The sequence below is a fragment of the Bullifex porci genome, from assembly GCF_009695635.1.
GTDB lineage: Bacteria > Spirochaetota > Spirochaetia > Sphaerochaetales > Sphaerochaetaceae > Bullifex > Bullifex porci.
Genome location: NZ_VUNN01000013.1, coordinates 21,273 through 46,448, shown reverse-complemented (window position 1 = coordinate 46,448; position 25,176 = coordinate 21,273). Strand labels below are relative to the sequence as shown.

The 25,176-nt window shown below is 35.3% G+C and carries 23 protein-coding genes and 6 tRNA genes; 12 read left to right on the top strand and 17 right to left on the bottom strand.

What is annotated here, in order from left to right:
- Window positions 1–54 precede the first annotated feature (54 nt).
- Window positions 55–816 carry an ATP-binding protein gene (locus FYJ80_RS07390; protein ID WP_154425560.1) on the bottom strand — a complete coding sequence of 254 codons (762 nt, stop codon included), beginning with the start codon at window positions 814–816 and terminating at the stop codon, window positions 55–57.
- A complete protein-coding gene (locus tag FYJ80_RS07385) occupies window positions 800–2,062 on the bottom strand; it encodes an HD domain-containing protein (protein ID WP_154425559.1) in 1,263 nt (420 codons plus the stop codon). The genes FYJ80_RS07390 and FYJ80_RS07385 overlap by 17 nt, the downstream gene beginning before the upstream one ends.
- A 61-nt stretch (window positions 2,063–2,123) precedes the next feature.
- Between FYJ80_RS07385 and FYJ80_RS07380 the strand changes: the two genes are divergently transcribed.
- The gene (locus FYJ80_RS07380; protein ID WP_154425558.1) at window positions 2,124–2,486 is read left to right on the top strand and encodes a hypothetical protein; all 363 of its coding nucleotides are present in this window, start codon (window positions 2,124–2,126) and stop codon (window positions 2,484–2,486) included.
- Here FYJ80_RS07380 and pepF read toward each other — a convergent pair.
- From pepF to FYJ80_RS07335, 9 genes are all read right to left on the bottom strand, one after another.
- Window positions 2,473–4,248: an oligoendopeptidase F gene (gene pepF / locus FYJ80_RS07375; RefSeq protein ID WP_154425557.1), complete on the bottom strand. Its 1,776-nt coding sequence runs from the start codon at window positions 4,246–4,248 to the stop codon at window positions 2,473–2,475. The two genes, FYJ80_RS07380 and pepF, sit on opposite strands and share 14 nt — an antisense overlap.
- A complete protein-coding gene (gene rdgB, locus FYJ80_RS07370) occupies window positions 4,245–4,853 on the bottom strand; it encodes an RdgB/HAM1 family non-canonical purine NTP pyrophosphatase (RefSeq protein ID WP_154425556.1) in 609 nt (202 codons plus the stop codon). Before rdgB ends, pepF begins: the two co-directional genes overlap by 4 nt.
- Complete coding sequence (locus FYJ80_RS07365; RefSeq protein WP_154425555.1) at window positions 4,841–6,127, bottom strand: alpha/beta hydrolase; 1,287 nt, start codon at window positions 6,125–6,127, stop codon at window positions 4,841–4,843. Before FYJ80_RS07365 ends, rdgB begins: the two co-directional genes overlap by 13 nt.
- Window positions 6,128–6,166: 39 nt before the next feature.
- A complete protein-coding gene (locus FYJ80_RS07360) occupies window positions 6,167–7,201 on the bottom strand; it encodes a hypothetical protein (RefSeq protein ID WP_154425554.1) in 1,035 nt (344 codons plus the stop codon).
- A 163-nt stretch (window positions 7,202–7,364) separates the two neighbouring features.
- On the bottom strand, window positions 7,365–8,618 hold the full coding sequence (gene clpX / locus FYJ80_RS07355) for an ATP-dependent Clp protease ATP-binding subunit ClpX (RefSeq protein WP_154425553.1): 1,254 nt from the start codon (window positions 8,616–8,618) through the stop codon (window positions 7,365–7,367).
- A gap of 1 nt (window position 8,619) precedes the next feature.
- Window positions 8,620–9,204 carry an ATP-dependent Clp protease proteolytic subunit gene (locus FYJ80_RS07350; RefSeq protein WP_154425577.1) on the bottom strand — a complete coding sequence of 195 codons (585 nt, stop codon included), beginning with the start codon at window positions 9,202–9,204 and terminating at the stop codon, window positions 8,620–8,622.
- A 42-nt stretch (window positions 9,205–9,246) separates the two neighbouring features.
- Entirely contained in the window at window positions 9,247–10,596 is a 1,350-nt protein-coding gene (gene tig, locus FYJ80_RS07345) for a trigger factor (RefSeq protein WP_154425552.1), read from the bottom strand.
- 154 nt (window positions 10,597–10,750) lie between these two features.
- Complete coding sequence (locus FYJ80_RS07340) at window positions 10,751–12,181, bottom strand: pyridoxal phosphate-dependent decarboxylase family protein (protein WP_154425551.1); 1,431 nt, start codon at window positions 12,179–12,181, stop codon at window positions 10,751–10,753.
- Window positions 12,168–13,523 (bottom strand): diaminobutyrate--2-oxoglutarate transaminase family protein, encoded by a 1,356-nt coding sequence (locus tag FYJ80_RS07335; RefSeq protein WP_154425550.1) that lies wholly within the window; start codon window positions 13,521–13,523, stop codon window positions 12,168–12,170. The genes FYJ80_RS07340 and FYJ80_RS07335 overlap by 14 nt, the downstream gene beginning before the upstream one ends.
- Before the next feature lie 215 nt (window positions 13,524–13,738).
- Between FYJ80_RS07335 and FYJ80_RS07330 the strand changes: the two genes are divergently transcribed.
- A tRNA-Gly gene (locus FYJ80_RS07330) sits at window positions 13,739–13,810 on the top strand.
- A gap of 65 nt (window positions 13,811–13,875) precedes the next feature.
- Here the strand turns inward: FYJ80_RS07330 and FYJ80_RS07325 are convergent.
- A complete protein-coding gene (locus FYJ80_RS07325) occupies window positions 13,876–14,445 on the bottom strand; it encodes a CDP-alcohol phosphatidyltransferase family protein (RefSeq protein ID WP_154425549.1) in 570 nt (189 codons plus the stop codon).
- 73 nt (window positions 14,446–14,518) lie between these two features.
- Here FYJ80_RS07325 and FYJ80_RS07320 point away from each other — a divergent pair, with 73 nt between their 5' ends.
- The 7 genes from FYJ80_RS07320 to FYJ80_RS07290 all read left to right on the top strand — a co-directional run bounded on the left by FYJ80_RS07320 (window position 14,519) and on the right by FYJ80_RS07290 (window position 16,750).
- A complete protein-coding gene (locus FYJ80_RS07320) occupies window positions 14,519–15,043 on the top strand; it encodes a BUD32 family EKC/KEOPS complex subunit (protein WP_154425548.1) in 525 nt (174 codons plus the stop codon).
- Window positions 15,036–16,148, top strand: coding sequence for an SLC13 family permease (locus FYJ80_RS07315; protein ID WP_154425547.1), 1,113 nt, complete (start codon window positions 15,036–15,038; stop codon window positions 16,146–16,148). Before FYJ80_RS07320 ends, FYJ80_RS07315 begins: the two co-directional genes overlap by 8 nt.
- Before the next feature lie 158 nt (window positions 16,149–16,306).
- Window positions 16,307–16,378, top strand: a tRNA-His gene (locus tag FYJ80_RS07310).
- A 22-nt stretch (window positions 16,379–16,400) separates the two neighbouring features.
- Window positions 16,401–16,474: transfer RNA gene (locus tag FYJ80_RS07305), tRNA-Arg, on the top strand.
- A 15-nt stretch (window positions 16,475–16,489) separates the two neighbouring features.
- Window positions 16,490–16,562: transfer RNA gene (locus FYJ80_RS07300), tRNA-Lys, on the top strand.
- A 9-nt stretch (window positions 16,563–16,571) separates the two neighbouring features.
- A tRNA-Leu gene (locus tag FYJ80_RS07295) sits at window positions 16,572–16,652 on the top strand.
- Window positions 16,653–16,678: 26 nt separating this feature from the next.
- A tRNA-Gly gene (locus FYJ80_RS07290) sits at window positions 16,679–16,750 on the top strand.
- Window positions 16,751–16,888: 138 nt separating this feature from the next.
- On the opposite strand, the gene FYJ80_RS07285 is transcribed toward FYJ80_RS07290, so the two are convergent.
- Together FYJ80_RS07285 and FYJ80_RS07280 are read right to left on the bottom strand one after the other, a co-directional pair.
- Window positions 16,889–19,135: an AAA family ATPase gene (locus tag FYJ80_RS07285; protein ID WP_154425546.1), complete on the bottom strand. Its 2,247-nt coding sequence runs from the start codon at window positions 19,133–19,135 to the stop codon at window positions 16,889–16,891.
- A 2-nt stretch (window positions 19,136–19,137) separates the two neighbouring features.
- Window positions 19,138–19,794, bottom strand: coding sequence for a hypothetical protein (locus FYJ80_RS07280; RefSeq protein ID WP_154425545.1), 657 nt, complete (start codon window positions 19,792–19,794; stop codon window positions 19,138–19,140).
- A 90-nt stretch (window positions 19,795–19,884) separates the two neighbouring features.
- Here FYJ80_RS07280 and FYJ80_RS07275 point away from each other — a divergent pair, with 90 nt between their 5' ends.
- The 3 genes from FYJ80_RS07275 (at window position 19,885) to FYJ80_RS07265 (ending at window position 23,056) form a co-directional block, all read left to right on the top strand.
- Entirely contained in the window at window positions 19,885–20,595 is a 711-nt protein-coding gene (locus FYJ80_RS07275) for a Bax inhibitor-1/YccA family protein (protein WP_154425544.1), read from the top strand.
- Window positions 20,588–21,235, top strand: a complete 648-nt coding sequence (locus FYJ80_RS07270; protein WP_206361018.1) for a pseudouridine synthase — start codon at window positions 20,588–20,590, stop codon at window positions 21,233–21,235. The genes FYJ80_RS07275 and FYJ80_RS07270 overlap by 8 nt, the downstream gene beginning before the upstream one ends.
- A 144-nt stretch (window positions 21,236–21,379) precedes the next feature.
- Entirely contained in the window at window positions 21,380–23,056 is a 1,677-nt protein-coding gene (locus FYJ80_RS07265; protein WP_154425542.1) for an ammonium transporter, read from the top strand.
- A gap of 21 nt (window positions 23,057–23,077) precedes the next feature.
- Here the strand turns inward: FYJ80_RS07265 and xseB are convergent, their stop codons facing one another.
- From xseB to FYJ80_RS07250, 3 genes are read right to left on the bottom strand one after another with little or no spacing between them, the layout of a single operon-like run.
- Window positions 23,078–23,293 (bottom strand): exodeoxyribonuclease VII small subunit, encoded by a 216-nt coding sequence (xseB, locus tag FYJ80_RS07260; RefSeq protein WP_206361017.1) that lies wholly within the window; start codon window positions 23,291–23,293, stop codon window positions 23,078–23,080.
- A 1-nt stretch (window position 23,294) separates the two neighbouring features.
- Window positions 23,295–24,671: an exodeoxyribonuclease VII large subunit gene (gene xseA / locus FYJ80_RS07255; RefSeq protein WP_154425540.1), complete on the bottom strand. Its 1,377-nt coding sequence runs from the start codon at window positions 24,669–24,671 to the stop codon at window positions 23,295–23,297.
- Window positions 24,661–25,134 (bottom strand): hypothetical protein, encoded by a 474-nt coding sequence (locus FYJ80_RS07250; RefSeq protein WP_154425539.1) that lies wholly within the window; start codon window positions 25,132–25,134, stop codon window positions 24,661–24,663. Before FYJ80_RS07250 ends, xseA begins: the two co-directional genes overlap by 11 nt.
- Window positions 25,135–25,176: the final 42 nt, after the last annotated feature.

Here is a 25,176-nt window from a genome sequence, read left to right as displayed (position 1 = left end):
AATTACCTACGTTAAATCTTATCACAGGTAAGCTTTATTAAAAAGAGGTGGATTTTATAAATGCAAATTAAAGTTGTGTGCATTATAAATATGCTCCCTAGTAAGCTTGTCTATATGAGAAAGCTCCTTAATAATAGGCTTAAGCTTAGCTCTAATATTAGTTTGGTCATATGGACAAACAGGCTTAATTACTGGTAAATCATATTGCTCAAATAATCTACGAGTAACAGATTCATGTATTTCTATTAGAGGTCTAATGATATGAAGCTTTCCATCAAAGAACTCTTGTACAGGTAGCATTGTAGCAAAATTAGCTCTAAAGCATAGGTTCATCATAGTAGTTTCAACTAAATCATCTAGATGGTGACCCATTGCAATTAGCTTAACATCATTTTTTGCGGCATACTCGAAGAGTATTCTTCGACGATTTCTTGAGCAAAGATAGCAATTAAAGTCACCTTTAAAGGAAGTTGGAAATTGATTCTCATCTACAATTTCAAATTCTATATTTAAAGCTTTAAAATATTCTTTTAAGGCTTCCTTATGCTCATCGTCGATTGGATGCTCGATCCAGTTAATCATTAAGGCCTTGAGCTTATAGCTAACTGGGAGCCATTTTAAGCGTAGTGATAGCGCAAGGGCTAGGGCTAGTGAGTCCTTACCACCAGAAACAGCAAGTAGAACTTCATCCCCCTCCTTAATCATATTGTATCTATTAATTGCTTTTCCTGCGCCTTTAATAAATCGCATTACCCATGGAGGAATATCTCCATTAATTAGCTCTGTATATGAGCGCTTCTCAATATTCTCTTCCATCGATAACCTCCTTAATAATATCTCTTGATACATAATCTGGAGTATATATTCCTATATATCTTAATGATGATGCAAATTGCTGCTCTACATCCTTTGTAAAGAGCTTTGTTACATCTGAGAATTTCTTATAGCTTCCATCCTTTTCTAAGATAGCTACATCGGCTTCAAAGCTTATTGGCTCTGGAATATCAATAATTACTTCATATTCCTTTAGCTGTGGATACCTTTTCTTTAAAGCTTTATAAATTCTATCTTCTGCTTCAAAGCGGCTATAAATATTTGAAGATAGCTCCTTTAGCTCATGGTCTAGATACCACTCTCTTTCCCATACACGCTCAAAAAGCATATTATTCCTTACAGCTGTAATTAGTGATAGAGGTTCATATTCTTTATATTTTTGAGGGATCATATCAAAATCATAATCATCGATAAAATATAAATCCTCAACAGCTATTACATTATCTCTAATTGCAGAGAGTAGTGCCTTTTTAATCATACAGGTTGCACTTCTTACATCCTTATGCCAATAGATGTTTTTATACATTAAGTACTTAGAAAAAAGAATGTGCTCAATTGATGCATAGGCACTATGCTCAATTGCTATTCGATTATTCAAAATATGTAGCTTAGAGATAATGTACCCATTATTTTGGTTTCCATATGGAACTCCACAGAAGAATGCATCACGATTTAGATAGTCAAGCTTATCTGGGTCTAAGGCTCCTGAGAGAATATGTCTATATATCTCAACCTCTCCAGTTGCTTTCTTCTTATCATCAATGATAGCAATAACATCCTCAATAGCTGCTCCACTATTTTTTACTGCATCAAATAATTCTTTATCATTTAAGATTATTTCACCTGCAAGTTCCTCATGCTCCTTTATTGATAGCTCCTTTAAGGAGTGAGCATAAGGAAAGTGTCCTATATCATGTAAAAGGCATGCAACAAGAAAGCTTCTCATACCTGAGACAGTAAATTCTGGGTTACTATTTTCTAATACAGAAAGAAGTATTTGTCTTCCTGTGTAATAAACACCAAGACTATGACAAAGTCTAGTGTGTACAGCTCCTGGATAAACTAAGCAGGTTGGACCATTTTGCTTTATTCTATCGAGCTTTCGAAATGCTGAGGTCAAAGTAATCCGTTTAATTGCTTGATCCATTAGAATATCATTGCCAAGAGGATCACGATAGGAGAGGACAAAGCCCTCTGTTAGACTGAGAATTAATTCTTTTTTATTCACAAAAATAATCTATCACAAATGAATATTTGACAAAAGCAGAAAATAATAAATAATAAGATTGATGAAAAGAACTTTAGTACTTTTAATTCTTACCTTATTTCTTACTCCAATATTTGCTTCCTACGGAATCGATAGAGATATTGGAATGCTTTGTGATATCGAACAAAATTCAAATGAAAGTAGGGTCTTAGAGTTCTTCTTTTCAGAATTCTCTCTTTCCTCTCTAGAGAGCTTTGTTGTTCCATCCTTTCAGAAGAGCTTTTCGATGCAATATGGAGAAAGATTAGCTAAAATCCTTCCTTTAAATGAAGCACTCTTGAGTCTAAAGGATGGTACATTGACCATCAAGGATAGAACCAAGAGTGTTATCATCGATGTTTTTTATGATAATAGTGGATTAATTACATCAATTAATATTCGATAATCCTTTCAAGCTCATCAAGCAGCTTTGCAAAGTGCTTTATAGCCTTTTCAACACTTTCCTTCTTAGACATATCAACACCACCAAGCTTTAGTGATTCTATTGGATATTTAGAGCCACCACTCTTTAAGAATGATAGATAAGCGTTTCTATCAGCTTCATTTCCATTTAATACCTTATCAGCTAAAGCTATAGAGGCACTTATACCTGTAGCATATTTATATACGTAGAAGGCATTATAGAAATGAGGTATTCTCATACATTCAATATCACTATTATCCTCAAATTCCATTATTGGACCGAAGTAGCTTTCAAGTAATCCTCTATAGGTTTTTCTCATAAACTCTGCAGTTGCAACCTCTCCTCTTTCGACTGCTTCATGAATTAATAGCTCATATTCAGCAAACATAGTTTGTCTAAAGAGTGTAGCAACTAAGGAAGAAAGCTCATGAGAGAGTAGGTAAGCCTTCATTTTATCATCCTTACTATTGCTTATTAGATAGCGTGATAGTAGCTGCTCATTGAAGGTTGAGGCAACCTCTGCTTCAAAGATTGTGTAATTATAGTTCATAAATGGGTTACTTTTTGCACTATAGTAGGAGTGCATTGAGTGTCCACCCTCATGAATTAGTGTAAAAACAGAGTCTATTACATCCTCTTTATAATTTGTTAGAATATAAGGCTTTCCTGTATAGCAGCCAGCAGAGAAGGCTCCACTACGTTTACCATCATTTTCATATCTATCGACCCAACGCTCCTCTGTTAAGCCCTTTACTAATATATCTTGATATTCCTTTCCAAGAGGTGAAATTGCTTCCTTTATCAATGCTACTGCATCCTCATATGTGTAATTACACTCTATATTTTTAACTAAAGGTAAGTAGACATCATAGTGCTTTAGTTTGTCCTTCTTCTGAACCTTTGCCATTAAAGCATAGTAGCGATGAAGCTCAGGAAAGCCCTCATGTACTTGAGCTATTAAATTACGATATACCTCTTCAGGTACATTATCAGCAAAAAGAGATGCACTAAGAGCTGATGAATATCCTCTAGCGCGAGATGAGAAAATATCTTGATTAACAGAGCCCTCATAGAGTCGTGCGATAGTATGCTGGAAATTAGTAAATGTGCTATGAAGCTTCATATATGCTTCCTTTCTGATAGCTTCATCTGTATTTCTAATTAAGCTCATATAGCTTGATTGTGTAAGCTTTATACCATTAACTGTTCCAAAATCCATATCTACATCTACTAGGTCATGGAATGCTCTACTTGGAGCTTCTGCTGCCTCTGAGTTTAGAGATAGTAGTCTTTCTTCCTTTTCTGAAAGAGTGTGAGGTGCAAAACGAATAATCTTTGAAATAAAGATTCTATATTCCTCAAAGCGAGGCTCTGCTAGCGCCTCCTCTAATTTAGCTTTATCTATAGATAGTATTTCTGGCTCTAAATAGGAAAGTGCTTCAGAGATCTTTGCTTGTAATATAGATGCCTTACCTGCAAGCTCTGCGTTTTCACCTTTACCAGCATCTGTTTCAAAGCAAAGAAATGCATAGCTAGAAATACACTCTGCTTCCTTTAAGAAATTCTTGATAAACTCAAGTGCAGTATATAGATTATCGCTACTAAGCGAAAGAGTTTTATTAAATGATCCTAATGTAGGTAAATCCTTTAATAGTCTTTCATAGCGTGTATTAAAATCATTTTTATCGATACATAGTGATGATAAATCCCAAGTATCATTTAGCTTTTGTTCACTTCTCTTCATTTTAATTCCTCTTTAAGCTTTTCAATGATTAAATTCATTTTTCTTACAGCTCTTCCTCTATGTGAGTATTTATCCTTCTCGCTGTCAGAGAGCTCTGCTGCACTTTTTCCTGTTTCCTCTACGAGAAATAATGGGTCATAGCCAAAGCCATGCTCACCTCTGATGCTATGTGCGATATATCCTTCAACAGTTTCTTGAATAATATATATTTTTTCATTTGAAACCATTAATACTAGAGCACATACAAAGCGTGCTCTTCTATTTTCCTTTCCTTCCATCTCTCCTAAGAGCTTTGCATTCTTTTCGCTCTGTATAAGCTTTTTCCCATCTACATCTCCATAGCGACTTGTATGTATACCTGGGCGGCCATTTAGTGCATCAACAACAAGACCAGAGTCATCTGCTAGTACAGGTGCATTTACCTTCTTATATAAATCCTTTGCTTTAATTAACGCATTTTCAATAAAGCTATTACCATCCTCAACAGGGTCAAAGGCTATTGCTTCTTCCTTTGGAAGCGTTATATTTACTCCATTTAATAATCTCATCATCTCTTGCTTTTTATGATCATTTGATGATGCAAAATAAATCTTTAAATCGTACATAAAAATTCCTTTATACTATTTAATATATTTTCATTTACAGTTTCTTCAATTAAGCCATATTCATCTGTGTTTCCACTATTTGAATATTGAAGAATATGGTTAATTCCTTCAAGAAATAAAACATTTTCCTTTCCTAACGCGTCTTCAAGAGGCTCTTTATTTAGCTTATAGGATACCTGCTTATCATTTGTACCTAAAATCGCTAGAGTAGGGCAATGTATTTTATTCATATATTCAGCTGGGTTTAAAGCTAAGAAGGTTCTATACCAAGGAGTTTCTAATGCTTTAATAGTACTTTTCGCAGAAGGTCCTAGAATCATCTCTAAATACTTTAATGCGCTATCACTATCCTGGTTAATTAAATAATCATAAGCAATAGAAAGAATAGATAATATGCTTTCAATAGTATTATTATCAACTCCAATATTTTGATATGCTGTTCTATTTTGGTCGATTAATATTTCTTTTCCACTAATTGCAGGAGGAGAAAGTAAAATTGTTGCATATATAGAGCTATCACTTGAAGCGATAATGCTTGCGATAATAGCGCCTTCAGAGTGTCCTAATAGAATTATATCTTCATAGCCAAGTCTTTTTAGCTCGTTACAAATTTCTCTTACATCATCAGCTAAATCATAGGTCGTAAAGCTCTCATTAGGCTTTGTGCTTTTTCCAACACCTCTATCATCAAAACGGAATGTAGCTATATCTTGAGTAATTATGCTATCTGATAGTACTTGGAATATTTTATGGTTTGCAATAAAGCTATCTCTATCTTGAGAGCCTGAGCCTGAAATTAGAACTACAACCTTATTACTATTTGTGTTTGGTTTAGCTGTCAGAGTTCCTGAAAGAATAGCTCCATCTCTTAGAATTATTTCTAATTCCTGTTCAACTCGTTGAGGTCTATTTATTTCTTGCGGCCTTTCATAATACTTTGTTTTATTCCTAGATACAGTATTAAATATAAGCTCCTCACTATAGCTATATTGATTAAATATTACTTTACCAGGAAATGAGCCTTCAAATGTTATTCCAAGCTCTTTACTACTTAGTGTATTATCACTTTTTTCTAGTGGCAAAAAATATAAAAGCTGAGAAGGAACACTTAGCGTGAAATCATCATCTTTTCCTGCAACCTCGATAGAAAATCCAAGCTTTGAATTTGCAACATATACGCTATCTGAATTCTTATCAATTGCTTCCTGCATTCCATTTGCATATAGAATTGAAATTAAAGAGAGAATAATTGAAAGAGCTAATAATTTTTTCATATAGAAAATGATAATATTTTTTCTATATATCAAAAAGTATTAATTGAATAAATATTCCTCCTCTTCCTCTGCAACAATTGCTTCTAAAATGGACTCAACCTCTCTACTCCAATTGTATATACATCCAGATGAGCAATTAAAGCCAGTAGCTATTAAGTTGGCAGGTGTCCCTCTAATTGGTAAATCACTTTTTCTTTGCTGCTTAATTCTAATCTTTGAAATTAGTAAATTCTTTTGTGTTTCAAGCTCCTTTCGTCTCTTTTTATCAACAGTATCCTCAGATAACGCTGCTAGAATTATCAAGTATCGTTTCCAATATCGATTTATAACTTGGTCATAGGCTTTATCAATATGCTTGAATTTATGTTCATTTAAGTCATGAAGTTTTAAAGAAAGATTTGCAAAGGCATTGGGACTAACATTCATAATTTCTGCTAGCACTTCTATTTCCTTATCTGTTAATGAGCGATAATTATTCATTATGAATGCTAAGAATTTTTTTCTATTAAGAGTATTTGAAAGAAATGCTAAAAGCTTTTTACTTACCTCGCTATCTGTCTCTAGGGCAAGGGGCTCTGAGGATACTATGCTATCAATTAGTTCTGAAAGGGAAGGCGTATATACTTCTTCACTAAAGTTCTCATAGTCTTTTTCTTCATCTAAGCAATAGGGTGGCTCACTTTCAAATATCTCATAGCCATCTTCTATTTGGACATAACCAGTTAGGAATCTTTCTTCCTGCAGCTTTTGCTTTTCCTTTTGAAAAATAAAGTTCTTAGTGCGAGTACGTAATACAATATGTAAGTAAGCTACGTATGGAACATTTGATGTAATTCTGTAGGAATTAATTATTATATCGACCTTAGGAAGCATGTAAAGATAAAATTCAGAGCATAGTTCTCTAGCAATGTAAAAGGAGCGATAAGGTATCAAAAAGAAGAGTAGCTCAGTTTTTGATTTTACGAACTCATATTCTATTGAATAAGATAAGCCCTCATTCTTCTTTCTAAACATAGTTTTAACAGCTTCATCAAGTTTTGCAGTTTCAGCTTTACTTAGACAACGATAATCCATATTCTCCCCCTCTTTGATTTTATAAAAGAATATATGCAATTATCATGCCAAGTAAAAATATATAGTTATAATATAAAAAATTAATAAATGTATGAATAAGCTTTGAACACTAGTAGGTTTACTTATGTATAAAAAAGAGTTGCCATTGGCAACTCCTTTACTGTTATCTTTCTATCTGTTTTGTTTCATCTAGGATGAGCTTTGGTCTTGAATTTTTAGTTATACAATCTTCATCAACAATAACCTCAGTTACATCGTGTCTAGATGGTAGCTCATAGGAAATATCGAGCATGATATTTTCAATAATAGATCTAAGCCCTCTAGCTCCTGTCTTTTGATCAATAGCCTTTTGGCTTATTGCATCGATTGCTTCCTCTGTAAATGTAAGCTTAATACCATCTAAGGAGAGAGAGGTCTTATATTGATTTAATATTGAGTTCTTTGGCTCAGTAATAATCCTCTTAAGGTCTTCCTTTCTTAGGTTGTTAAGTGCAACATGTATTGGAAGTCTTCCGATAAATTCAGGGATGAGACCGAATTTAATTAAATCATCTGGATGAAGCTCTTTAAATAGCTCTTCAAAGTTTTTATCCTCATAAGCTTCGATATCAGCACCAAAACCCATTGGGTGAGAGCTTATTCTTTTTTCAATTATTTTATCTAGGCCAACAAAGGCACCACCACAGATAAAGAGAATATTTTTGGTATTAATCTTAAGCATCTCTTGGTTAGGATGCTTTCTACCACCCTGAGGTGGTACAGAAGCATTAGTACCTTCAATAATCTTTAGTAGGGCTTGCTGAACACCTTCTCCAGATACATCTCTAGTGATTGATACATTTTCACCTTTCTTACTAATCTTATCGATTTCATCAATGAAAATAATACCATGCTCAGCTGCAGCAATATCATCATCTGCAGCTTGAATGAGCTTTAATAAGATATTCTCAACATCTTCACCAACATAGCCTGCTTCGGTAAGAGTTGTAGCATCTGCAATAGCAAAAGGAACATTAAGCTTCTTAGCAAGTGTTCTTGCTAAAAGAGTCTTACCTGTACCTGTAGGACCAATTAATAAAATATTAGACTTATCAAGCTCTACACCAGACTGAGCAATTTTATCTTGGAATTTAACTCTCTTATAGTGGTTATATACCGCAACAGAGAGTACCTTTTTTGCTTCGTCCTGACCAATAACATATTCATCAAGATAAGCTTTAATTTCTTCTGGGGTAGGGATAGTTTCGAGATTAGCAGAGTAAGAGGAGTCTTTTGTATTTTCCTTCAAAATCTCGCGACAAGTATTGATACATTCATCACAGATAGATACACCAGGCCCATGGATAAGCTGCTTTACCTGTGATACATCTTTTCCACAAAATGAACAGGTTCTATTTGAATTTCTACCAAGTGCCATATTATTTCCTTGCCATTACTAAGTCTACGATACCGAAGTCTTTAGCTCCTTCAGCATCCATAAAATAGTCTCTTTCTATTGCTTTTGAAATCTCTTCCTCGCTCTTACCTGTATGCTTAGATAAAATCTCAGAGCTAATTTTCTTGATTCTCTGTAACTCTCTTGAGCCTACAAGAATGTCTGTTGCTTGACCTTCAACACCACCAAAAGGCTGGTGGATCATAACTCTTGCATATGGGAGAATTGATCTTTTTCCAGGAGCACCAGCGGCTAAAATCAATGAAGCCATTGAACAAGCCTGACCAACACAGATAGTTCTAACATCAGGGCGGATATACTGCATAGTATCATAAATTGCTAGTCCAGCAGTAACACTTCCGCCTGGAGAATTAATATAGAGACTGATATCTTTTTTAGGATCTTCACTTTCCAAGAAGATTAGTTGAGCTACTACTAGATCAGCCATATCATCTCTAATTTCGCCATCAAGAAAAATAATCCTATCCTTTAATAGTCTTGAAAAAATATCATATTGACGCTCACCATTTCCTGACTGCTCTACGACATAAGGAACTAGGTTGTGCATCTTCACTGTGTTAATATCCAAAATATCGGTCTCCTTAAACTATCAATATTTGTTGAGGCTTGCTAAGAACTCAGACTTTGAGAGAACCTTATCAACAGTAAGATTGTTATTCTCAATTAAGAATGGGAATACCTTTGCATACTGCATATTGTCTCTTAATACATTTCTGTAGTATTCCTTTGTGCTCTCATCTGTATCTTCTTTAATGTTCTTCTTGAGCTCTTCCTCTAAAGCAGCCTCATCAACCTCGAAGTTTTCCTTCTTCTGAATAGCTTCTAAGATAAGCTGGTTCTTAAGGTTCTTTGTAGCTGGCTCTCTCCAACCCTCTGTGAATGACTCCTTAGTCATACCACTCTGCTTGAAGTAGTTAAGAATCTGATCCTCTGAAAGACCTGTCTGTCTAACATAATCTCTCCATGATGATTCAAGCTCGAAATCTACCATTGAAGCTGGTACTGCGAAATTAACTGATTCATTGAGCTTTTCGATGATTGCATCCTTCTTTGCATTATCAACCATCTCATCAACTTCTTTCTGAAGATTAGCCTTAATAGCATTCTTCATATCTTCAACAGTATTGTACTCTTCCTTTACATCCTGAGCGAATTCATCATCAACCTCTGGAAGCTGTCTTTCCTTTACTTCTGTAACATTGACAATTAAAGTAATAGTCTTGCCCTTGTAATCTGGGTTAGCATAATCCTCACCATAGGTCTTTTCGAATTTCTTCTCTTCACCCTTAGCCATACCGATGATATCATCATCGAAGCCATAGAAGTTATATGAAGAACCTACTGTAAATGTGAAGTCCTTTCTGCTTGTTCCTGGAACCTCATTACCTTCGCTATCGAGCTCAACGTAGTTACATGTAACGATATCACCCTTTGCAACAGGTGTATCCTTCTTGAGTACTACTGCATTCTGCTCTCTGAGCTTCTCAATCTCTGCATCAACATCGCTATCAGTAACCTCTGTTGAGTTATACTTGATATCGAGACCTGTGTACTGTGGGAGCTCAAAAGAAGGCTTTACATCGTAGTGTACTGTAAATGTAATATCGCTATCCTTCTTGAATGGGATAAGCTTCTCTTCATCCTGTAATACTGGAGTAGAGAACTGGAGTGGCTTATCCTTCTCTTCGAGAGTTTCAATTGTCTCTTTAAGAGATGATTCCATTAAATCGAAAGTAGATTCTTCTCTGATAGCACTACCGAACTTGCTCTCAATGACAGAGGTAGGAGCCTTACCCTTTCTGAATCCCTTCATCTGGATTTCTTTTGCATACTTATTAAGCTTTGCCTTGTATGCTTCTTCAATTGAGGCTGCATCAACTGTAAGTGTGAGAGCCATCTGTGAGTTTTCTAATGCTGTTAAACTCTTATTGGTGACCATAATCAACCATCCTTATAAATAATATCTTATTATTCTTTGCTCAAAGGCAGTTCCGAAAAATTATAACAGAGACTATATCCTTTGTCACGAGATAAGCAAAAACAAATATATAGAAGAGGTAGAAAAAAGTAAATAGAGGACTTGAAAGTGTCCTCTATTTGTACTCTTTTATTGCTTTAACAAGCTCATCTATTTTTTCATGGGTCAAAGCTGGATTCAAAAGAGTAAATTTTAGCATTACCTTCTCTTTCCAAACTGTCTGTCCAATGATAGTTCCTTTACTCATTAAAGCTCTTCTTATTCTCTTATTTAATTCATCACCTTTATTTATAGCAAAGACTACGCTAGATAGCTCTGGCTTAGGGCCTGTAATAAATAGAGGATCATCTTTAATCTTATTATAGAAGTATTGTGCATTCTCAATAACTCTATCTATCATACTTCTATAACCATCTCTACCTCGAGTCATGAATGCAATTAGAACCTTAAGTGCATCAGCTCTTCTTGTTGTTTGAATTGCTTTTCCAACAAGATTTACGTAACCATCCTCTTCATCCTCTTCTCGATTTAGATAGTCTGCATGTAGCTCAAAGCACTCAAGAGTCTTCTTATTTTTTACTATTAAGCAGGAGCAAGAAATAGGTAATAAGAACATCTTATGAAAATCAATTGTAATAGAGTCTGCTAAGGATAGCTCCCCTAAACGTGAGCTATAGGAGCTCATAATTGCTCCTGAGCCATATGCTGCATCACAGTGTAAATACATGTTATATTTATCTGCAATTTGCTTAAGCTCCTTTACATTATCTATTGAACCGAAATCTGTTGTTCCTATTGTTGCAACGATTAAAAATGGAAGATATCCATCCTCATAATCATTCTTGATAATTTCTGCTGCCTTAAGAGTGTCAATTTGACATTTTTCATTAACAGGAAGGTGTACAACATTATCATATCCAAGACCAATAATGTGACTTGCTTTATCAAATGAGAAATGTGAAATAGAGGAGGTGTATATTCTTAGCTTTTTATATTCAGCTGGAAGACCCTTCTTCTTTACATCCCAATTTAATTGCTCATTACAAAACTTATCTCTAGCTTGGATTACAGCAGATAGATTAGATCCACTTCCCCCAGAAGTGAAAACACCATCACTATCCTCACCATAGCCAAAGAGCTCACAAAGCTTTTTAATGACTATTAGCTCTATTTCGGTAGCAGCAGGTCCTTGATCCCAGCTATCAAGTGAATCATTAAAGATTGCAATTATTAATTCACTAGCAATAGCTTCAAGTAGAGCAGGGGAGTGTAGATGTGGCATATATGAGGTTGACCAAGTTGAAAGAAGATGCGGTAATACATCCTCTTCAACTCTTTTTAAGGTCTTATCAAAGCCAATACCATTTTCAGGTAGTACCTCTATGCTATTAATAATCCTTCGTAAATCATTTGGATCAATTCCAGAGTAGCACCTGTCGCTGTCGATTGATGAAAGGACAGCGTCAAGTGTATTTATAATCATTGATCTAAGTGTTTCTTTTATTTCAGGATTTGATGAGAGAACATAGATCTCATTTTCTCTCATTATCTACCTCTTTAACTACCTTCTTAAAGATATCAAGCATGATATTAATTTCATCCATAGAAACATTTAAGGCACAGAGACATCTCATTACACTACCATTTCTACCACCTTTTTCCATTACTAGGCGGTTTTCAAAGCACTTCTTTTGTACAAGTGCTGCTATCTCTCCACATGGCTCTGGATGTCCCATGATATCCTTTGGTCCGTTAGGGTCAATAAATTCAACACCGAGCATTAAGCCCTTACCTCTAACATCACCAATAATAGATACTTCATCCTTAAGCTCATTCATAGCTTTTCTAAGGTAATCACCCTTTTTAACTACATCTGCTAGGAATTCACTCTGAGATACTCTATTTAATACAACTGTACCTGCAGCCATTGCGAGCTGGTTTCCTCTAAAGGTTCCTGCATGTGCACCTGCGGTCCATTTATCTAGCTTTTTATTGTAGATAACAACACTCATTGGCTGTGTTCCGCCGATAGCCTTAGATGCAAGAATTACATCTGGTACGATAGATGCATATTCAAATGCAAATAATTTACCGCTTCTGCCGATACCACATTGAATTTCATCTACGATCATTGGGATATCAAGCTCTTGAGTAATTCTTCTTACAGCCTGTAAAAATTCAATTGGAGCAGGAACTACACCACCTTCACCCTGAATAGGCTCAAGGATAACAGCTGCTGGCTTTGTGATACCACTTTCTGGATCCTTTAATAATCTTTCAAAGTAGTTAATGCATGCTTTTGTGCCACTTTCTCCACCAAGTCCAAATGGACAACGATAGGAATATGGATATGGCATGAATTGTACTCCAGCCATTAAATTGGCAACCTTATTCTTAGCATTTAGGTTACCTGTAAGTGCTAATGCTCCATGGCCCATTCCATGGTAACCACCAGAGAATGCGATTACAGTAGATCTTCCTGTTGCTGTCTTACAAAGCTTTATTGCAGCATCGACTGCATCTGTACCTGAAGGGGAACAAAATTGAATTTTAGCGTTCTCTTTTAGACCTTCTGGTAATAAAGAAAGAATTGTATGGACAAAACGGTCTTTTACCGGCGTCGTTAAATCAAGAGTATGAAGAGGTGCATCACTAGTTAGCAAGTCAACCATTGCCTGATTAACCTCATCATCGTTATGGCCTAGTGCCAATGTTCCAGCTCCACAAAGGAAATCTAGATACTTATTTCCTTCAACATCCTCTACCCAGCTTCCTTTAGCCTTTTTAAGTGCGAATGGGAATTTTCTTGGGTAACTTCTTGCACTTGATTCGAAATCGTTTTGACGATCAACGTAGTACTGGTTTGTGTTTTTTTCTTGATTGTCCATTACTCTCTTTCTGTCCTTATTCCATAAATTCTTTGCTTGGTAAAACCAAGTCCTTTTGATTTAAAGCTTGCCAAGAATTCATCAACTGAAAACTTCAAGTATGATGGTTCCTTTAGATGGCGAATGAATAGTAACACCCCTAGAAGAGAAATACAACAAAAAAATTACAAACCTCTTTACATTAATCCCAGTTTCGTCTAGGATTAGGCTCACATGCGAAAGTAGCTCAGTGGTAGAGCTCCACCTTGCCAAGGTGGATGTCGCGGGTTCAAGTCCCGTCTTTCGCTTAGAGTCTAGTAAAAGCTAGGCTCTTTTTTTATTTAAAGTGATAGAAGAAAGAGCTTTAGCTAAGCTATTTACTCTTTCTTTCCTTTAGAACTACATAAAGTGATAGTGTGTTTGTTCTCGCCTTTTTTGAAAGCAAGTGGATAATTATTTCTTCGATTCCACCAATAATACCAATTATTGAAACAATGGATGTTGCCATTGTTATTCCTATAAATGGAATGAAGAATAGCATAACAAATATAGATATCGAAGCAAGCTTGTTAAATATTGTATGGAGTGGAGCAAGCTGCTTAAATTTTATTAGCTGGATTAAATAGCAAATTAATCTAACTATACAAAGGATTATAAATATTAGCTTTGCTGATATTCCTATTGAATTATATTCCTTAATTATTACAGAGAAAACAGTTGCACCAAAGAAGCATAGATCAGAAATACTATCTAATAGAGCTCCTAGAGGGCTATCGCCACTAATTCTTCTAGCAACCATTCCATCTATAGCATCTGATAAGCCACCAAGAATTAGAAAAAAATAAAATAGGGGAGTAAATGGTTTTGAAAACACTATTCCTACAGCACATGGTATTCTTACTAATGTAATCATATTTGCTGCATTTTTTTTGAAAAAATCCATTTGCACTCCTTAATATATGCTTAAATGTAATCAAGAAGTGATATATTTGCAATACTGGAAAAAGAGAGTAAAAATGAAATTTAAAGGTCAAGAGATAGATGTAATACAGCTACTTGGAAAGGGGAAGGGGGGATATTCCTATTTAGTTAATTATGAAGGACGACTATGTGTATTAAAGAAATTTCATAATGAAGAGGTCTCCTATTATACCTTCTCTAGTCCTAAGCTCGAGCTTGAATTAAGAGATTATCAAAGACTTAAGAACGCAGGAATATTAATTCCAGAGCTATATTTGACAGATAGTGAAAATCAAATGCTATTAAAACAGTATATCCCAGGTCCAACGTGCTTTGATCTTGTAAAGAATGGTTTGATGAGTGATGAAATAGTTTCTTTAGTAAGAGCTATGTGTAAAAAACTATATCCAATTGGCTTAAATATTGATTATTATCCAACTAACTTTATTTATTCAAAAAATGAGCTCTACTATATAGATTACGAAAGTAACCAATATAGTGATGAGTGGAATTTCGAGAATTGGGGAATAAAATATTGGTCACAAACACCAGAGTTTATTGAGGTATTAAAAAATGAATAGTATAAAAGGCTTTATTAAGAAGGAATTTACATTTTCAATTGCATTTGTTTTAACATGCTTTTCTATTGTCTTAAATCCAAATCCTAAAACCTATTTGGGAATGATAGATTTTAGAGTTCTTATAATACTTTTTTCTCTTATGGGGATTTCTAGTGCATTAGAGTCCTCTGGAGCCTTTAATGCACTTCGTGACTTTCTATTAAAGCATTGTAAAAGTGAGCGAGCATTTGCTCTAGTAATGGTGTTTTTACCATTCTTCATCTCTGCTTTAATCACAAATGACGTTGCTTTAATAATCTTTGTTCCATTTACTTTGATGTTAGCCTCAGGATTAATTAGCAATAAAAAGCTTGCAATTTTAATAGTACTGCAAACGATAGCTGCAAATCTTGGTAGCATGATGCTACCTGTGGGAAATCCTCAAAATTTATTTCTCTATACGTTCTATTCCTTTGATGTAAGAACCTTCTTTAGTGCTATATTGCCATATAGTGCGTTAAGTGCACTAATGCTTTTATTTTGTGGCTTTTTATTTTTTGATAAGAGAGAGATAAAAGCTATTGTAAAAATTAGTATTGTAGACAAGAAAAAAGCGGGGATTTTCTTTTTGCTACTACTGTTTTCTTTACTAACAGTCTTTAGAATAGTTTCTCCATATGTGCTACTTATTGTTTCGATTATTGTATTTTTCATCTTTTCACGGGATGTATTTTTTAAGATTGATTACATTCTTTTATTAACCTTCGTTTGCTTTTTCCTTTTCAGTGGTAATTTATCTGCTAATGAAGGTGTAAAGGAATTCTTTACTGCAATAATTAAACGTTCTGCATTTACAGTTTCATTAATAACGAGCCAGATAATTAGTAATGTGCCTAGTGCAGTGCTGTTATCACAATTCACAAATGATGGAGTTGCGCTTCTAAAGGGAACTAATATTGGAGGCTTAGGAACTCCTATCGCTTCACTTGCATCATTAATTACTATCAAAGCGTATATGAAGGATAGTGAAAATGATAGGAAAAACTTCTTTGTGTATTTCTTAATTTTAAACATAAGCTTCTTATTAATCCTTTGTGCTTTGAAGGTAGCATTAGAGCTTCTTTAAAAAAAATATTTTTCTATATTTATTTAGAATATAATGAGTTATAAATTTGTTGAAAAAATATTTAAAAATTTTTAGAAAAAGAGTTGACATTTATCACTCATTTTGAGAATATATTCCACGTTGATTGCGCTGGTGAACACCGGATGCTTCGAAAAATGGTGGAAGTAGTTCAGTGGTAGAGCGCCAGATTGTGGATCTGGTTGTCGAGGGTTCGAACCCCTTCTTCCACCCACGTCATTCTTCGGAATGAAAGCGCTCGTAGCTCAGCTGGATAGAGCGTCGGACTTCGAATCCGCAGGTCGTAGGTTCGAATCCTACCGGGCGCAGTTGAAAAAATTTTTGGGCCGCTAGCTCAGCTGGTAGAGCAGCAGACTCTTAATCTGCGGGTCAAAGGTTCGATCCCTTTGCGGCTCATATCTCACCGCGAGAGTGGTGGAATTGGCAGACACGCTAGATTTAGGTTCTAGTATCTTTGATGTGCGGGTTCAAGTCCCGCCTCTCGCAAGTACCTTTTCTAACGAGGTCAAAATGCGAAAGTAGCTCAGTGGTAGAGCTCCACCTTGCCAAGGTGGATGTCGCGGGTTCAAGTCCCGTCTTTCGCTTAATGCGTGAACCTAACATGGTTCATATTTTATATATATTTTTTGATGTGCGAGGCTCTTTGATGTCTCGCAATTTTTTTATCTTCAGAGTATAAAAATTTTTTTAAGAATAAAAAATGCGAGAGGTTATCTCGCATATTAGGTTATCTTTCCAAGCTTCTTATGAATCTCAATCCACTCTGGAGAAGTTTCTGTTTTTTCTTCCTTAATTACTTTATTTGATAATGTAATTACTATTACAACATGCTTCCACTTAACAATTTTATTTTTTAATTCATTAAGTACAATTGGCTTTAGCTTCTCACTATATTGACCTTGCTGCTCTAGAACCTTCAAATATCTTTTTTCTATCCAGAGGTTAAGTGTTTGCTCATCAAGAACCTTCTCCTCTGTCTGTGTAAGCTCTACAGATGATATATAAGAAAAATAAGGGGAGAAGAGCTTTTTCATATCTTCACCATCCCACGCTGTTAGTGGGTTTGATGAGCTATCAAAGATTTCTCTTTCAGCACTTCTTAAAAGCTCCTTTGCTTTTTTATCATAGATAAAATCACTAAGCCTTGAGCCCTTTCTTGCAATACTCTCTGATAGCCTTATTTCTCCATCAATTTTTACTCTAGACTTTAAAATTGGTATTAATTCCTTTTCATCATAGAGACGGGAAAATAGATTTTTACCAAATATAAATTCAAATCGAATATCATCGCCCTGAGTTAGTAAATAATCCTTTGCAGAGCCAAGGAAGATATCTGGCTGACGCAAAATATCGAGTCCTGCCTTATAGTGATTAATATAATCTCTCTCTTCCTCTGTCTTGACTTGGCAGGCACAATAGCCTTCAGGATTATAGCGTAGTGCATTAAATAGAATTAAGCCATGAGATGCATTTAATACTAGGATGTTATCACTTCTTTTAATATCAGCACCCTTAAAGAGAGCATCTCTGATTTCAAGAAGTAGCTTTGAGCCTTGAGTAGCTGTTCTCTTTAGCCACATATCCTCCTTTTTATTGGAAGGGGAGAATGTAAGGTTTTCTGCAAAGGTATCTTCGCTGATGCTTTCAAGCTGAGCCTCTCTTTTTCTTTCAACCTCATCCTTAATACTCTTTTCATACCCAATATCTGTTGGCTTATAGTAGATTTTTCCTTGTAGTGAGGATGGTAAATATTGCTGACTAACCCAGTGGTCACGATATGCATGTGGATATAAATATCCCTCTCCATGACCAAAGCTCTTACTATCTCTATTTGCATCCTTAAGGTGGTTAGGCACCTCCTGCTGCTTTTCCCTCTCTACATCTGCTAAAGCATCGAAGAAAGCAAGAGCTGAGTTACTCTTTGGACAGGTAGAAAGGTAAAGAGCTGCATGAGTAAGATGGAATCTTCCCTCTGGAAGTCCGATTCTATCAAAGGCTCTAGCACATGATTCAACGACAGTAACTGCATTAGGATCTGCAAGTCCTACATCCTCACACGCACTAATTAGCATTCTCCTAAAAATGAATCTTGGATCCTCTCCAGCTGCAACCATTCTTGCAAGCCAATATAGAGATGCATCTGGGTCGCTTCCTCTAATTGATTTAATAAATGCACTTATTACATCAAAGTGGTAGTCTCCCTCCTTATCATATAGGACAACCTTCTTCTGTATCGATTCCTCAGCTGCCTCCATTGATATCTTTATTGTGCTTCCTTCCTTTGGAGGGAATGTATCAGGGGTAGTTTCAACAGCAAGCTGTAGAGCATTTAATAAAGAACGAGCATCCCCCTGAGCAACATCGATTAAATGCTCTAGGGCTCCATCCTCAAATATTATACTATATTTTCCATATCCTCTTTCTTTATCATTTAGAGCCTGTAAAGCAACCTTCTTTAGCTCTAAATCTGTTAGCTTTGTAAGCTGGAATACTCTACTTCTAGATACTAGTGCAGCATTTACTTCAAAGTAAGGATTTTCTGTTGTTGCACCAATAAGGATAAAGGTTCCATTTTCAACCCAAGGAAGTAGGGCATCCTGCTGACTCTTATTCCATCGATGAACCTCATCAACAAATAAAATAGTTCTTTGTGAAAAATGAGCTAATCTATCGCGAGCCATATCGATTTCATATCTAAGCTCCTTTACTCCCGATAGCACTGCATTTAAGGTTGAAAAATGACTTTTTGTTGTATTAGCAATTACTCTTGCAAGAGTTGTCTTGCCAGTTCCTGGAGGACCATAGAAGATTACTGAGCTGAGTAAATCAGCTTGAATAGCTCTTCTTAAAAGCCTTCCCTTACCAATGATATGCTCCTGTCCAATATATTCATCTAAGGTTCTAGGCCTCATGCGATATGCAAGTGGCTGAGAATTTATCTGATCCTCTGTTGAAAAAAGGTCTCCCATTATTAAACCTCTCTAGCTGTTCTAACTTTTACTTCACTTTGTGAAAGAACATTAAAATATATCTCTGTAGCAAGCTCTGCAATTAGCTCATCATCAATTTTATCAATCATTTCAAGATCATTATTAATTCCTACAAGCGATAGGTTATCAATATTACTCTTCCAAATGAAGGCTTCCTGCTCTAAAGCCTTATAGTAAAAATCAATGCTATCACTTTCATCCTCAATAGTCTTTTTAAAGATTGCTTTAACCTCCATAGACATATTTTGTTCAAGTATTTCACTTAATGAGGAATAGCCCTGCTTTACTAAAAGATTTACATCCTGAATTTGATAATCCTTTATGTATGAAAGTAATACATCTGATATATTGATTAAAGCACTAGCTAATACCTTATCTATTTGGTTAAGATAGCTTGCTTCTAGCTTATTAAAGCCTGGTAATACTTCTCTCCACCTATCATATGCAGGAAAAGAGGTAAAAACCTTAAGCTCTGTCGATAGCTTACTCTCACTTTCTAATATTGCTTCATTGATATCATTCTTAAGCTCTTGTGTTAATTGAAAAATTTGCTCTTCGGATAGCACGTCGTCCTTAGTAGTGTTACATCCTACCAAAAGTAAAAATATGAAGAATATGAGAAGTAGATATTTTTTCATAGCTTTTATGATATACTTTAGTAATTGATATGTCCAACCCTAGTTGACGATTTAGTAAAGTGGCATATCTTTAACTAATAGGAGAAAACTATGACAGAAAAAAATCTTAGTGTTTTATCTAATGTTCAGGAACGTGAAAATGTTCTATTAAAAAATGTCTATGGCTATATGTCTATAGGTTTAATTCTAACAGCACTATTTAGCTATTTAATTTCTCAAAGTGCAAGTGCAATTCGTTTTATTTATTCTAATCCTTTTGTTACCGTAGCTTGTGTTGTAGCTGAGCTTGCTTTAGTGTTTTTCCTATCAGCAAGACTTGAAAGAATGAGAACAAGAACTGCTCAAATTTGTTTTATAGCATATTCAATTTTAACTGGTGTTACATTATCCTCAGTTTTTCTAGTATATACAGGAGCTTCCATTGCTAAAGCATTTATTTCAACTGCATTAATGTTTTGTCTCTTAACAGTTTATGCAAATGTTACAAAGAGAAATATTGCTTCTTGGTCAACATATTTAATGATGGGTCTATTTGGAATAATTATTGCAAGCACAATCAATTTATTCTTTGGCTTTAAGAGTGTTGACTTATTAATTTCAATTCTCGGAATTATCATCTTCATGGGCTTAACTATATATGATACTAAGAGAGTAGTTGATATGAATAATGAATATGGCTCTCAGATGACTGAGGATGAGTTTACAAAGATCGGTATTATTGGTGCTTTAAATCTTTACCTTGATTTCTTAAATATTTTCCTTTATCTATTAAGACTTTTTGCATCCTCACGCCGTGATTAATATAATTTATAAAAATCCAAAGATTCTTGTTTGCTATAAGGAGAGCGGTCTTCCAACTGCTCCCCTTAAAAATTCTACAAATGATAATCTTGTTTCACAGGTTAGTATTGAGTATCCAGAGATAATGGGTGTAAAAGGCTTTCAAGCTTGGGAGGGTGGATTGCTGCATCGTTTAGATACACCTACCTCAGGGCTTGTTCTATTTGCTTTAGCTCAAGATACTTTTGATTATCTTATATACCAGCAGAAGAATGATATGATAATAAAGGAGTATAGAGCTAAGTCAAAGGGAGCTAAGGAATTGCTTCCAGGCTTTCCACCCTTTATTTATGATGAATGCTCATCAATTATTTCAGGCTTTAGAAACTATGGACCAAAGGGTGCTAGTGTAAGACCTGTTTTACCAAGTGATAATCAAAAGGTATATAAAACAGAGGTAATAAGGGAAGGTGATGACTCCTTTATTTGTACAATAACTCAAGGCTTTAGACACCAAATTCGATGCCATATGGCATGGGCTGGTTACCCCCTAATTGGAGATGAAAAATATGGTGGCTTTGAAGGAGAATTTGGTCTTGAAGCTATTGGACTAACGTTTAAAGATCCTGTAAGTAGAAAGGTTATTTCTATAAAAATTTGAAAAAGACGTGTTGACACGATATTAAAAAATATTGTAAATAGTCTCACATCAAAGGTGATAGCAGTTATTGTTATCACCTTTTTTCGTACAAAGGCGTATCGTTATAGAAGCGGTACGCCTAATTTTTTTAGGGGAGAGAATATTATGTATTCATCAGTCGACACTATTTGGGTGCTCTTAGGTGCTGCTCTTGTTTTCTTTATGCAGGCAGGCTTCGCGATGGTTGAAACCGGATTTACAAGAAGTAAGAATGCCGGAAACATCATAATGAAGAATGTTATGGATTACTGCATAGGAACAGTTGCCTTTTGGCTCATTGGCTTTGGTCTTATGTTTGCAGGTGATGGCTTATTTATTGGTGGCTTTGATCCTTTTATTAGAGGAGATTACTCAGGCTCCTTCCCATCCTTTGCTTTTATAATTTTCCAAACAGTATTCTGTGCTACTAGTGCAACTATTGTTTCAGGTGCTATGGCTGAAAGAACAAAGTTTATCTCATACTGTATCTATAGCTTATTAATTTCACTTTTCGTATATCCAATTTCAGGACATTGGATTTGGGGTGGTGGTTGGCTTGCTTCACTTGGCTTCCATGACTTTGCAGGTAGTACAGCAGTTCATATGGTTGGTGGTGTTGCAGCATTAATTGGAGCTATGTTCTTAGGTCCAAGAATTGGAAAATATGATGCTAATGGAAAGCCTAAAGCTATTCCAGGACACTCATTAACACTTGGTGCTCTTGGCTGCTTCATCCTTTGGTTCTGTTGGTTTGGCTTCAACGGCTGTTCAACAGTATCAATGACTGGTGATGACACATTAATTTCAGCTTCAAAGATCTTTGTTACTACAAACATGGCTGCAGCAGTAGCAACCTGTACAACAATGATATTAACATGGTTTAGATATGGAAAGCCTGATGTATCAATGACATTAAACGGCTCCTTAGCAGGTCTAGTTGCTATTACAGCTGGCTGTGATTTAGTAACTCCAGTAGGTGCTGCTATCATCGGCTTAGTTGCAGGTGTATTAGTTGTCTTCGCAGTTGAATTCTTTGAGAAGAAGGCAAAGGTCGATGACCCAGTTGGTGCTGTATCTGTTCACGGTGTTTGTGGTGCAGTAGGTACAATCCTTACCGGATTATTTGCTGAAGAAATTGGTTTATTCTATGGTGGTGGCTTTAACTTCCTCTTAATCCAAATCTTGGGTGTATTATCTGTTATTGCATGGGTTGTTGTTGTAATGACAATAATATTCTTCATCATTAAGAAGACTATTGGCTTAAGAGTTAGTGCTGAGGAAGAAATTGCAGGTCTTGATATTAAGGAGCATGGCTTAACAAGTGCATATGCAGACTTCGCTCCAGTATATATGAGTGACCATTCAGCAACAGAGCCAGCTGCAGCTGCTCCTGTTAAGGTTCAAAGTAAGATTGATTACCCAGAGCCAGCTGTTAAGGGAGATGCAAAGCTTACTAAGATTGTTGTAATTGCTAGACAGAATAAATTCAATGAGCTTAAGCATGCACTTGCAATGATTGGTGTTACTGGTTTGACATTAAGTCATGTAATGGGATGCGGAATGCAAAAGGGCCAAACAGAATACTATAGAGGTGTTCCAGTTGATATGACAGTTCTACCTAAGATTAAGGTTGAAATTATAGTTTCAAAGGTACCTGTTAAGAAGGTAGTAGATACAATTAAAGAGGTTCTCTATACCGGACACTATGGTGATGGTAAGATCTTCATCTACGATGTTGAAAATGTAATTAAGGTAAGAACTGGTGAAGAAGGCTATGACGCACTCCAGGATGAAAATGCCTAATTCAATTTGCTTATTGGGATCTCAGCTTTGAGGTCCCAATTCATCTCTACTAGTTACACTACCATCCTTAGAAACCTCTTCGATTTTTCTCTTAGTTTCCTCTAGAGTTTTATTTAATTTTTTAGTAAGTAAGGTAGCCTCCTCATAGATTTTAAGAGACTCCTCAAGACCAGTACTATCGTCTCTAAGACGCTCAGTTAATTGCTCAAGCTTTTTTAAATCTTCTTCAAAACTCATATTATTCTCCAACGATTGCATTAATTTTTCCATCATAAAGGGTAATAGAGATTACATCACCTCTATTAGCCTCAGCTTTACTTTTTATTATTTTATCATCTTTATTCTTAACAATTGAATATCCACGCTTTAATACTTCCTTTGGTGAAAGAGCTAAAAGCTCCTTTTCAATGGAAGTAAATTGCATTTCTTTTTCTTTTAGCTTTGAATTAATAATAAATTGGATATCCTTTGAATATGTATTTACACTCTGTTCAGCCTTTAAAAGCTTTTTCTCTATTAAAGGTAGCAAGGACTCTGTTTTTAGCTCAGCTCTCTTTGCTTTTTCAAATACACTTGAGGTAATACCATCATATAGTAAAGAGACCTTTAGCGCAGCAGAATTTATCCTATGATTAAGTATGGTATTAATTCCATCTGTAGTAGGGATGTGATAGGAATTTAATTTTAGCATCATCATAGAATTAAGCTCTCTAAGAGCTATAACCTGATTTTCACATCTAAGGCATTTAGTTGTTATAAGCTGCTCTAATGTGCTTTTTAAATCCTTTAATCTTACTCTATCTGAGTAAATACCTTCACTTGCTAATACAGCTCCCTCTGTTGGAGTAATTGCCCTTGCATCGGCAACGTAATCACTGAGAGAGTAGTCAACCTCATGTCCTACAGCAGAAATAATTGGTATCTCTGAGCGGTGTATAGCTTCAATAACAAGAGGGTCTGAAAAGCAGAGTAAATCCTCCTTAGAGCCACCGCCTCTACCTACGATTAATACATCACACATAGGAAGCATGTTTGCATTATCAATTTGAGCAGCAATATCCTGTGCTGCTGTATCACCCTGAACAAGACATGGATAGATTATTACATCAAGAGAAGGAGCTCTCTTTTTTAATGTATTGAGCATATCCTCAATTGCAGCTCCATTAGGTGCTGTGACAATACCAACTCTTGATGGATATTTTGGAATTGGCTTTTTTAATTCGATATCAAAATAACCCAAGGCTTGGTAATATTGCTTTCTCTTTTCAAGCTCTATTAATATGTCTCCATCGCCTTCTTTAACTATTCTTTGACAAATTACTTGGTATGTTCCTCTTGGCTCATAAACGTCTATATTCCCAGTAACTGTTACCATATCACCATTTTGGGGAATATATGTGCTTTGAGTGCGTGAGAAGCGAAACATAACGGCACTAATTTGGCTATCTCTATCCTTTAAGGTAAAATACCAATGTCCTGTTGATGCTGTTTTAAACCCTGAAACCTCACCAACTACTGTGAGATTATAAAAGGACTGTCTAAAGGTCTCTTTAATTATTTTATTTAATTCACTTACCTTTAATGGTTTATCAAGTAGAGCCATATCAATATTCATTTTTTCTTTTCTCCGTTTGTAGGAAGAAGGCAAGTAATATCATTACAATACTTAATAATATAGTAATATAATTTGGTAAATAATAGGTTTTAGTTAGTAAAACAGAAAAGGCTAGAGCACATGCTGGAACTGTGATAAATCTTTCATCCTTAAAGGATAGTGCAAAGAGAATTAGTGAGAGTATAGATAGTATTATTGTAATATTAATATTACTTGGTAGAATTGTTGCAGCTATTGTCGCGGATGTTAAATTATTTATTTTATAAAGTGTTTTAGTAAAAAATATTATTAATATTAGAGAGATTATTGCACCAATAATAAAGCTAAGAAATTCTGAAATAAAAAATGATAGCACACCTTTTATTGCAAGCATCAATAAAAAGGGTGATGATATTTTCTTATAGCGACGTGATGATGCTATTAATAGTATTAGGATTACAGCTGTAATAATAAAAGAAATCATAAAATAAAAGCTGTCCTTTTGGACAGCTTGAAGTCAGATTGA

Coding starts and splice junctions, on each gene's coding strand:
- FYJ80_RS07390 (WP_154425560.1), bottom strand. CDS start 816: ATGGAAGAGAATATTGAGAAGCGCTCATATACAGAGCTAATTAATGGA.
- FYJ80_RS07380 (WP_154425558.1), top strand. CDS start 2,124: ATGAAAAGAACTTTAGTACTTTTAATTCTTACCTTATTTCTTACTCCA.
- pepF (WP_154425557.1), bottom strand. CDS start 4,248: ATGAAGAGAAGTGAACAAAAGCTAAATGATACTTGGGATTTATCATCA.
- rdgB (WP_154425556.1), bottom strand. CDS start 4,853: ATGTACGATTTAAAGATTTATTTTGCATCATCAAATGATCATAAAAAG.
- FYJ80_RS07365 (WP_154425555.1), bottom strand. CDS start 6,127: ATGAAAAAATTATTAGCTCTTTCAATTATTCTCTCTTTAATTTCAATT.
- FYJ80_RS07360 (WP_154425554.1), bottom strand. CDS start 7,201: ATGGATTATCGTTGTCTAAGTAAAGCTGAAACTGCAAAACTTGATGAA.
- clpX (WP_154425553.1), bottom strand. CDS start 8,618: ATGGCACTTGGTAGAAATTCAAATAGAACCTGTTCATTTTGTGGAAAA.
- FYJ80_RS07350 (WP_154425577.1), bottom strand. CDS start 9,204: ATGCACAACCTAGTTCCTTATGTCGTAGAGCAGTCAGGAAATGGTGAG.
- tig (WP_154425552.1), bottom strand. CDS start 10,596: ATGGTCACCAATAAGAGTTTAACAGCATTAGAAAACTCACAGATGGCT.
- FYJ80_RS07340 (WP_154425551.1), bottom strand. CDS start 12,181: ATGAGAGAAAATGAGATCTATGTTCTCTCATCAAATCCTGAAATAAAA.
- FYJ80_RS07335 (WP_154425550.1), bottom strand. CDS start 13,523: ATGGACAATCAAGAAAAAAACACAAACCAGTACTACGTTGATCGTCAA.
- FYJ80_RS07325 (WP_154425549.1), bottom strand. CDS start 14,445: ATGGATTTTTTCAAAAAAAATGCAGCAAATATGATTACATTAGTAAGA.
- FYJ80_RS07320 (WP_154425548.1), top strand. CDS start 14,519: ATGAAATTTAAAGGTCAAGAGATAGATGTAATACAGCTACTTGGAAAG.
- FYJ80_RS07315 (WP_154425547.1), top strand. CDS start 15,036: ATGAATAGTATAAAAGGCTTTATTAAGAAGGAATTTACATTTTCAATT.
- FYJ80_RS07285 (WP_154425546.1), bottom strand. CDS start 19,135: ATGGGAGACCTTTTTTCAACAGAGGATCAGATAAATTCTCAGCCACTT.
- FYJ80_RS07280 (WP_154425545.1), bottom strand. CDS start 19,794: ATGAAAAAATATCTACTTCTCATATTCTTCATATTTTTACTTTTGGTA.
- FYJ80_RS07275 (WP_154425544.1), top strand. CDS start 19,885: ATGACAGAAAAAAATCTTAGTGTTTTATCTAATGTTCAGGAACGTGAA.
- FYJ80_RS07265 (WP_154425542.1), top strand. CDS start 21,380: ATGTATTCATCAGTCGACACTATTTGGGTGCTCTTAGGTGCTGCTCTT.
- xseB (WP_206361017.1), bottom strand. CDS start 23,293: ATGAGTTTTGAAGAAGATTTAAAAAAGCTTGAGCAATTAACTGAGCGT.
- xseA (WP_154425540.1), bottom strand. CDS start 24,671: ATGAATATTGATATGGCTCTACTTGATAAACCATTAAAGGTAAGTGAA.
- FYJ80_RS07250 (WP_154425539.1), bottom strand. CDS start 25,134: ATGATTTCTTTTATTATTACAGCTGTAATCCTAATACTATTAATAGCA.